The organism is Erwinia sp. Eh17-17 (assembly GCF_039675725.1).
Taxonomy (GTDB): domain Bacteria; phylum Pseudomonadota; class Gammaproteobacteria; order Enterobacterales; family Enterobacteriaceae; genus Erwinia.
Map to the genome: position 1 here is coordinate 22258 of NZ_JBDFQT010000015.1, position 8081 is coordinate 30338.

At 55.0% G+C, this 8081-nt stretch carries 8 protein-coding genes; 6 read left to right on the top strand and 2 right to left on the bottom strand.

Annotation, left to right across the window (positions count from 1 at the left end; all coding sequences use genetic code 11):
* Positions 1 to 100 precede the first annotated feature (100 nt).
* The 6 genes from ABEH87_RS21155 to ABEH87_RS21180 all read left to right on the top strand — a co-directional run bounded on the left by ABEH87_RS21155 (position 101) and on the right by ABEH87_RS21180 (position 4628).
* Entirely contained in the window at positions 101 to 754 is a 654-nt protein-coding gene (locus ABEH87_RS21155) for a polymer-forming cytoskeletal protein (protein WP_346579318.1), read from the top strand.
* A 174-nt stretch (positions 755 to 928) separates the two neighbouring features.
* Positions 929 to 1996: a uroporphyrinogen decarboxylase gene (gene hemE / locus ABEH87_RS21160; RefSeq protein ID WP_346579320.1), complete on the top strand. Its 1068-nt coding sequence runs from the start codon at positions 929 to 931 to the stop codon at positions 1994 to 1996.
* A 17-nt stretch (positions 1997 to 2013) separates the two neighbouring features.
* Positions 2014 to 2679, top strand: a complete 666-nt coding sequence (gene nfi, locus ABEH87_RS21165) for a deoxyribonuclease V (protein WP_346579322.1) — start codon at positions 2014 to 2016, stop codon at positions 2677 to 2679.
* Positions 2680 to 2741: 62 nt separating this feature from the next.
* A complete protein-coding gene (locus ABEH87_RS21170; RefSeq protein ID WP_346579324.1) occupies positions 2742 to 3332 on the top strand; it encodes a YjaG family protein in 591 nt (196 codons plus the stop codon).
* A 188-nt stretch (positions 3333 to 3520) separates the two neighbouring features.
* Entirely contained in the window at positions 3521 to 3793 is a 273-nt protein-coding gene (gene hupA, locus ABEH87_RS21175; protein ID WP_017803060.1) for a nucleoid-associated protein HU-alpha, read from the top strand.
* A 169-nt stretch (positions 3794 to 3962) separates the two neighbouring features.
* The gene (locus ABEH87_RS21180; protein WP_346579326.1) at positions 3963 to 4628 is read left to right on the top strand and encodes a DUF1481 domain-containing protein; all 666 of its coding nucleotides are present in this window, start codon (positions 3963 to 3965) and stop codon (positions 4626 to 4628) included.
* A 68-nt stretch (positions 4629 to 4696) separates the two neighbouring features.
* Here ABEH87_RS21180 and purD read toward each other — a convergent pair whose 3' ends face one another.
* Positions 4697 to 5977, bottom strand: a complete 1281-nt coding sequence (purD, locus tag ABEH87_RS21185) for a phosphoribosylamine--glycine ligase (protein ID WP_346579328.1) — start codon at positions 5975 to 5977, stop codon at positions 4697 to 4699.
* A gap of 14 nt (positions 5978 to 5991) precedes the next feature.
* Complete coding sequence (purH, locus tag ABEH87_RS21190) at positions 5992 to 7581, bottom strand: bifunctional phosphoribosylaminoimidazolecarboxamide formyltransferase/IMP cyclohydrolase (protein ID WP_346579330.1); 1590 nt, start codon at positions 7579 to 7581, stop codon at positions 5992 to 5994.
* Positions 7582 to 8081: the final 500 nt, after the last annotated feature.

Here is an 8081-nt window from a genome sequence, read left to right on the forward strand (position 1 = left end):
AGACTGTTCCTTCGAACGATGTTTCCGTACGTGGCGATTGAATATAATGACTGAGGTCAGAAAACAGAGTTATTTGTGGGGAGTCTGGTTTTGCTGGGGTATGATTCTTCTTGCCTTTGAACTACCAACAAGAATGACTTTATTCCTCTCTCTGGCTGGCACAGCGGTTTTCTGTCTGCTGTTTATCGAGTCAGGTCTACACACTAAAAGGATGATTTTAAAAGTGTTTAATTTAAAAAGGAAAGATGAAGACAAGAATATTGATACGGCATCGCCGGCAGTCAAAATGCAACAGGCTAACCCCTTGCCTCTGTCTTCAAATGATGAACATAGCACTAAAGAAACGGTTATCTCACTCGGGTCGGTATTAGCTGGCGAGATAACGAATGAAAATAATATAACGATAAATGGTGTGGTCGAAGGGGATATCACCAGCCAGAAAACCACCCAGATTGGTAAGGAAGGCAGGGTCACGGGAAAGGTGACGTCGCTTAAACTGGTGGTGAATGGCGTGCTCAAGGGCAGCTGTTATGCCAGGACGGTGATTATTATGTCACGAGGCCGTATCGACGGTGAAGTGTATGCCGGTGAGTTCTCGATTGAAAAGGGCGGCGTGTTTGTCGGTAATTCACACCAGACTGAGGAACCTGCCGCCGTAACCGATAAAAAAGACAAAAAGCTTGAGCCCGTCTCCGTGCTCGCTGCCGTTGAAAAAATATCGGGGAAAAACAGCCCCGTCAGTGATAAAAAATAAGCGAAATTCAGCGTACATTTTCTGACTTTTCCCTTCCCTGGTCTTTGCCTGCGGCGAACCGGGCCACAGGAAAGCCAGGGGATCCTCTCCGGCTGCCCAATTTTTTGAGCGGCTAATCATCGTCAATTCCAATAAATGTTACACTGTCAGCCTGTATGGTGAGAGAGCCCCGTAATGAATGAACTGAAGAACGATCGATATTTGCGCGCCTTGCTGCGCCAGCCAGTGGATATCACCCCGGTATGGATGATGCGTCAGGCCGGGCGTTACCTGCCGGAGTATAAAGCGACCCGTGCTGTAGCCGGTGACTTTATGTCATTGTGCAAAAATGCCGAACTGGCCTGTGAAGTCACGCTGCAACCGCTGCGGCGCTATGCGCTGGATGCGGCGATCCTGTTCTCCGACATTCTGACCATTCCGGATGCGATGGGGCTGGGTCTGTACTTTGAAGCCGGTGAAGGGCCACGTTTTTCCTCCCCGGTGACCTGCCGTGCGGATGTCGAGAAATTACCGATCCCCGATCCTGAGCAGGAACTGGGCTACGTCATGAACGCGGTTCGTACTATCCGTAAAAATCTTAACGGTGAAGTGCCGCTGATCGGTTTCTCCGGCAGCCCCTGGACGCTGGCGACCTATATGGTCGAAGGCGGCAGCAGTAAGGCCTTCACCAAACTGAAAAAGATGATGTACGCCGATCCGCAAACGCTGCATCTGATGCTGGATAAGCTGGCGGACAGCGTTACGCTGTATCTCAATGCACAAATTCGTGCGGGCGCGCAGTCAGTGATGATTTTCGACACCTGGGGTGGCGTGTTGACCGGGCGTGACTATCTGGCGTTCTCACTCCACTACATGCATAAAATCGTCGACGGCCTGCTGCGCGAAAATGACGGCCGTCGCGTGCCGGTAACGCTGTTTACTAAAGGCGGCGGGCAGTGGCTGGAAGCGATGGCCGCGACCGGTTGTGATGCACTGGGGCTGGACTGGACCACGGATATTGCCGATGCGCGCCGTCGTGTAGGCAATAAAGTCGCGCTGCAGGGCAATATGGATCCGTCGATGTTATACGCATCCCCTGCGCGTATTGAGCAGGAAGTCGCAGGTATCCTTGAGGGCTTCGGTCAGGGCGAAGGGCATGTCTTTAACCTTGGCCACGGCATTCATCAGGATGTGCCGCCAGAAAATGCAGGTGTGTTTGTGGAAGCAGTGCATAAGCTCTCGCGTCCTTACCACCTCGGGTAAATCCGTCAGGGGGAGATATGGATATTGCAGCATTACGCGACCAGCAGCGTCAGCGCGCCGCTGAAGTGGTCTGTCAGGATGATTTTGAAGTGATGCCCCCCCGGCTGATTGGTGGCGCAGATGTTGGCTTTGAACAGGGCGGAGAGATAACCCGTGCCGCCCTGGTGATCCTTGAATATCCCTCCTTGCAGGTTATAGAGCATCAGGTGGCGCGTATTGCCACCACTATGCCCTACATCCCCGGTTTTCTCTCCTTTCGTGAAACACCCGCTCTGGAAGCTGCGTGGCAGCAGCTGGTGCATCATCCCGACCTGTTGCTGGTGGATGGTCACGGTGTGGCGCATCCGCGCCGTCTGGGCGTCGCCAGCCACTTTGGCCTGCTGGTCGATGTGCCGACCATTGGTGTGGCGAAAAAGCGCCTGTGCGGTCAGTTTGAGCCACCGGCGGCAGAGCCGGGCAGCTGTCAGCCGCTGCGGGATAAAGCGGAACTGCTCGGTTGGGTACTACGCAGCAAGGCGCGCTGCAACCCTCTGTTTATCTCTCCAGGCCATCGTGTCAGTCACGCAACCGCTCTGGAGTGGGTACAGCGCTGCCTGCAGGGTTATCGCCTGCCGGAGCCGACGCGCTGGGCTGATGCTGTTGCGTCACGCCGTCCGGCTTTTACCGCGCTGTCACGGGGTTAACCGTGCCGCCCTGTGGCTTTTCAGGTACACTGCGGCAAGTGCATCAATTCTGAGATCCCGATATGTTACGTAACCCGATTCATCTGCGGCTGGAAAAGCTGGAAAGCTGGCAGCACGTTACTTTTATGGCCTGTCTGTGTGAACGCATGGCACCCAACTACCGTGAGTTTTGCCAGCAAACCGGTTTTGGCGACGGGCAGCTTTATCGCCGTATCCTTGACCTGTTATGGGAAACGCTGGTGGTGAAAGATGCCAAGGTAAACTTCGACAGTCAGCTCGAAAAGCTGGAAGAAGCCATCCCTTCGGCAGACGACTACGATCTTTACGGTGTCTATCCCGCCATTGATGCCTGTGTCGCGCTCAGCGAGTTGCTGCATTCGCGTCTTAGCGGCGAAACGCTGACCCATGCGATTACCGTTAGCGAGACCTCAATCACCACCGTAGCCATGCTGGAAATGACTCAGGCCGGTCGTGAAATGACCGAAGAAGAGCTGAAAGTGAACCCGGCCGTTGAAGAGGAATGGGACATCCAGTGGGAGATATTCCGCCTGCTCGCCGCCTGCGAAGATCGGGACCTGGAACTGATAAAAGGTCTGCGATCCGACCTGCGTGAATCCGGTATTAGCAATATCGGTATAAATTTTCAGCAGTAAGGCGACAAAACGTGACTTCAGGCCTGATTTGTAGCGCCTTTGGGCTTCACATTCGCCCCCAGTCTGGTCTACATTTGGGGGGCTGAAAAATGTGGCTATCGGTGCGTGAAAGCTGGAGAGTGCCAAACTATGGTTTTTCCCTCGCACTTGATGCTTAGCAAGCGATAAATACACTGTAAGGATAACTTATGAACAAGACTCAACTGATTGATGTAATTGCGGACAAAGCGGACCTGTCTAAGACCCAGGCTAAAGCTGCTCTGGAATCCACCCTGGCTGCGATTACTGAGTCTCTGAAAGAAGGTGATGCTGTACAACTGGTTGGTTTTGGTACCTTTAAAGTTAACCACCGTGCTGAGCGTACTGGCCGCAACCCGCAGACTGGCAACGAAATCAAAATTGCTGCTGCAAACGTACCGGCATTTGTTTCTGGTAAAGCACTGAAAGACGCTGTTAAGTAATCGTCTGACGGTGAAGAGTTTAAACAGGGGGGCGTTTTCGCCCCTTTTGTTTAAACCTCTTTTCCTGCCGGCTGAACGCTATCGCGGCGCAAAAGTTTTTTAGCTTTCCCCCTGTTTTACCCGGCAACGGCATCTCCTGCTTCCCCTGGGGTGTGATACTCTTTTCCTCATGAAACTATCCTCTTTCACCCGACCGCTCGCCCTTTCTGTGCTGATCCTGTTAGCAGGCTGTAGCTCGCATTCTGAACTGCCGGACTTTACTGCCAGTGGCTATCTGGCTGACCGGGGAACGGTGCGAATCTGGCGGAAAAACCATCAGGATCAGGTCGCCCACCTGATGACGGTCTTTACTCCGTTTAACGGCAGCGCAGCGGAGACTACCGACTATCTCTGGCAGAAGGACAAGCTGATTTCTGTCGAGCGCCATGTCACCGGTGAGAAACCTGATGATGTCACGCTGCGCTTCGATCAAAACGGTGGTCTGAGCTTTATGCAGCGTCAGCTCAGCGGGCGGCGTGAAGCACTCTCAGCTGATGAGGTCGCACTGTACCAGTTTGATGCTCAGCGCATGCTGAGCATCAGCGATGACCTGCTGTCAGGAAGCGTTCTTCTGATGCAGGGAAGCTGGCAGCCGAATGGGTCGGTGATAAATTGCCAGGGGCAGCGGTTACAGCCTGAACTGGATGGTACTGAACGGGAACGAATTGCGCGTCAGCAGCGAGACGCGCCGGGACCGATCAGTATCGCCTGGCTGCAGGCTCCGGGAGGAACGCAACTGCTGCTGGTATCAGCCAGCGATCTCTGCAAGACCGAGCCGAAAGAAGAGGATTTTTAAGCATAAAAAAAGGGCGATCGACGATCGCCCCTCCCGCTCAGGACAGATAAACGCTCCGCCCCGATTTGCTATTTACGGTCTATTGCGCGGTAGCCGATATCTTTACGGCAGAAGCTGCCCTGCCATGAGATAGGCTGCGCGAGCTCATAGGCCCGTTTTTGCGCTGCGGCTACATCGTCACCCAGTGCGGTGACGCACAGCACACGCCCCCCGCTGGTGACCACCAGGTCCTCCTGCAGCGTGGTTCCGGCATGGAATACCTTACCATCTGCCACTTCTTCCAGCGGCAGACCGTGGATCTGCTTACCGTTAACGTAATCCCCAGGATAACCGCCAGCGGCCAGTACCACACCCAGTGACGGGCGGGGATCCCAGACAGAATCTTTCTCGTCCAGCTTGCCGTCGACGGCTGCCAGGCAAAGATCAACGAGATCCGACTGCAGGCGCAGCATGATCGGCTGGGTTTCAGGATCCCCGAAGCGGCAGTTAAACTCGATCACTTTAGGCTGGCCACTTTTGTCGATCATCAGACCGGCATACAGGAAACCGGTATAGACGTTGCCTTCATCTGCCATGCCGCGTACGGTTGGCCAGATGACTTCGTCCATCACCTTCTGATGGATTTCATCTGTGACCACCGGAGCCGGGGAGTAAGCTCCCATGCCACCGGTGTTCGGGCCGGTATCGCCGTCACCAACGCGTTTGTGATCCTGGCTGGTGGCCATCGGCAGCACGTTCTCGCCGTCAACCATCACGATAAAGCTGGCTTCTTCACCGTCGAGGAACTCTTCTACTACGATACGGTGGCCCGCGTCACCAAAGGCGTTACCGGCCAGCATATCCTGGATGGCTTCTTCCGCTTCCGGCAGCGTCATCGCCACAATCACCCCTTTACCCGCCGCCAGGCCATCGGCCTTGATGACGATCGGCGCACCTTTTTCACGCACGTAAGCCAGTGCAGGCTCCACTTCGGTAAAGTTCTGGTATTCGGCGGTCGGGATTTTATGGCGTGCGAGGAAATCTTTGGTAAACGCCTTGGAGCCTTCCAGCTGTGCGGCGGCCTGAGTCGGACCAAAGATCTTCAGGCCGGCAGCGCGGAACGCATCGACCACGCCGATCACCAGCGGGGCTTCCGGGCCGACGATCGTCAGGTCGATTTTCTCACTCTGCGCAAAGTTCAGCAGGCCCTGAATATCGGTGGGACTGATGGCGATATTCTGCAACGCAGGCTCCAGCGCTGTTCCGGCATTACCCGGAGCGACAAAGACGGTCTCAGCCAGCGGGGACTGAGCGGCTTTCCAGGCCAGCGCGTGTTCACGGCCGCCATTACCAATCACTAAAATTTTCATCTGAGGCTCCGTAATTAATGGCGGAAGTGGCGCATGTCGGTAAAGATCATCGCAATGCCGTGTTCATCGGCAGCGGCAATCACTTCATCATCGCGAATCGACCCGCCCGGCTGGATCACACAGGTAATGCCAACGGCGGCGGCGGCATCAATGCCGTCGCGGAACGGGAAGAAGGCGTCAGAGGCCATCGCTGACCCCTTCACTTCCAGACCTTCGTCGGCGGCTTTGATACCGGCAATTTTCGCGGAGTAGACGCGGCTCATCTGGCCGGCGCCTATGCCGATGGTCATGTTGTCGCGCGCGTAAACGATAGCGTTCGATTTCACGAACTTCGCTACTTTCCAGCAGAACAGGGCATCACGCAGCTCCTGTTCGCCTGGCTGACGCTGGCTGACCACGCGCAGCTGGCTCTCATTCACCATGCCCAGGTCACGGTCCTGCACCAGCAGGCCGCCGTTAACGCGTTTGAAATCCAGACCAGTCTGGCGCTGCTGCCACTGGCCGCAGGTCAGTACACGCACGTTCTGTTTTGCTGAGGTGATCTTCAGGGCGGCTTCAGTCGCAGAAGGTGCGATGATCACTTCAACAAACTGACGGCTGATAATCGCCTGCGCGGTGGCTTCGTCCAGCTCGCGGTTGAAGGCGATAATGCCACCAAAGGCGGATGTCGGGTCAGTTTTGTACGCGCGCTCATAGGCATCAAGAATTGAACCGCCAACCGCGACACCACAGGGGTTAGCATGCTTAACGATGACACAGGCTGGTTGATCAAACTCTTTCACGCACTCCAGCGCGGCATCGGTATCCGCGATGTTGTTATAAGAGAGAGCCTTACCCTGTACCTGCTGTGCCGTTGCCACGGAAGCTTCCGTCACATTCTCTTCTATATAGAAGGCAGCATCCTGGTGGCTGTTCTCGCCGTAGCGCATATCCTGCTTCTTGATGAAGTTCAGGTTAAGGGTACGCGGGAAGCGGCCTGAAGGTTCGGTGGTCTCACCGTGGTAGGCAGGAACCAGGCTACCGAAGTAGTTAGCGATCATGCTGTCGTAGGCGGCAGTATGTTCGAAGGCTTTGATCGCCAGATCGAAACGGGTAGCCAGCGTCAGCGAGTTCTCGTTGGCATCCATCTCGGCCACGATAGTCTGATAATCACTGCTCTTCACCACAATCGCGACGTCTTTATGGTTCTTGGCCGCGGAACGCACCATCGTCGGGCCACCGATATCGATGTTCTCAACGGCATCCTCCAGCGAGCAGCCATCACGCGCGACGGTCTGGGCAAAGGGATAGAGGTTAACAACGACCATATCAATGGGAGAGATGCTGTGCTCGGCCATGATGGCATCATCCTGGCCGCGGCGTCCTAAGATGCCGCCGTGCACTTTCGGGTGCAGCGTTTTGACGCGTCCATCCATCATCTCCGGGAAACCGGTGTAGTCAGACACTTCAGTGACGGGCAGACCGGCGTCTGCCAGCAGGCGGGCAGTGCCACCCGTGGAGAGCAGCTCGACGCCACGTTGAGAAAGCGCCTGAGCGAATTCGAGGATACCGGCTTTGTCAGACACGCTGAGTAGCGCGCGGCGTACAGGACGACGTTGTTGCATGAGGTTTATCCCTTGGGCTTTGGATCGCATATAAAGAGCGTTATATGAGGCTTAGTGGTTTCTTTCTATATATAGAAGAGAAGATAAGTCTCAGGTAACGCCCCTGAAGGGGCTTCCGTTATGCGCGGGGCATTGTAGCGAAAACGATTGCGCGATGCTCGTCAAAATTGTGGTCATCCGGTGAATGTGGATAAGTTTGTGCATAAGCGGGTATAAAGCGGGGTTTTGCTGGGGATTGCAGCAAACAGTCAAATTATCGCAAATTAGCCCTTGTCACTCCCCAGAATCTCCCTATAATGCGCAACCACTGAGACGGCACAGCGGCTTACAGGCCAGCGGCTCAGGAGGTTCAGGAAGCATCTGAACCGCCGGGAAAACTTCTCAAAAAGAAGTTGACTCCGAAGGAGGAAAGCGTAATATACGCCACCTCGCGACAGGAAGCTCCGGCACTGTTCGCAACGCTCTTTAACAATTTATCAGACAATCTGTGTGGGCACTCG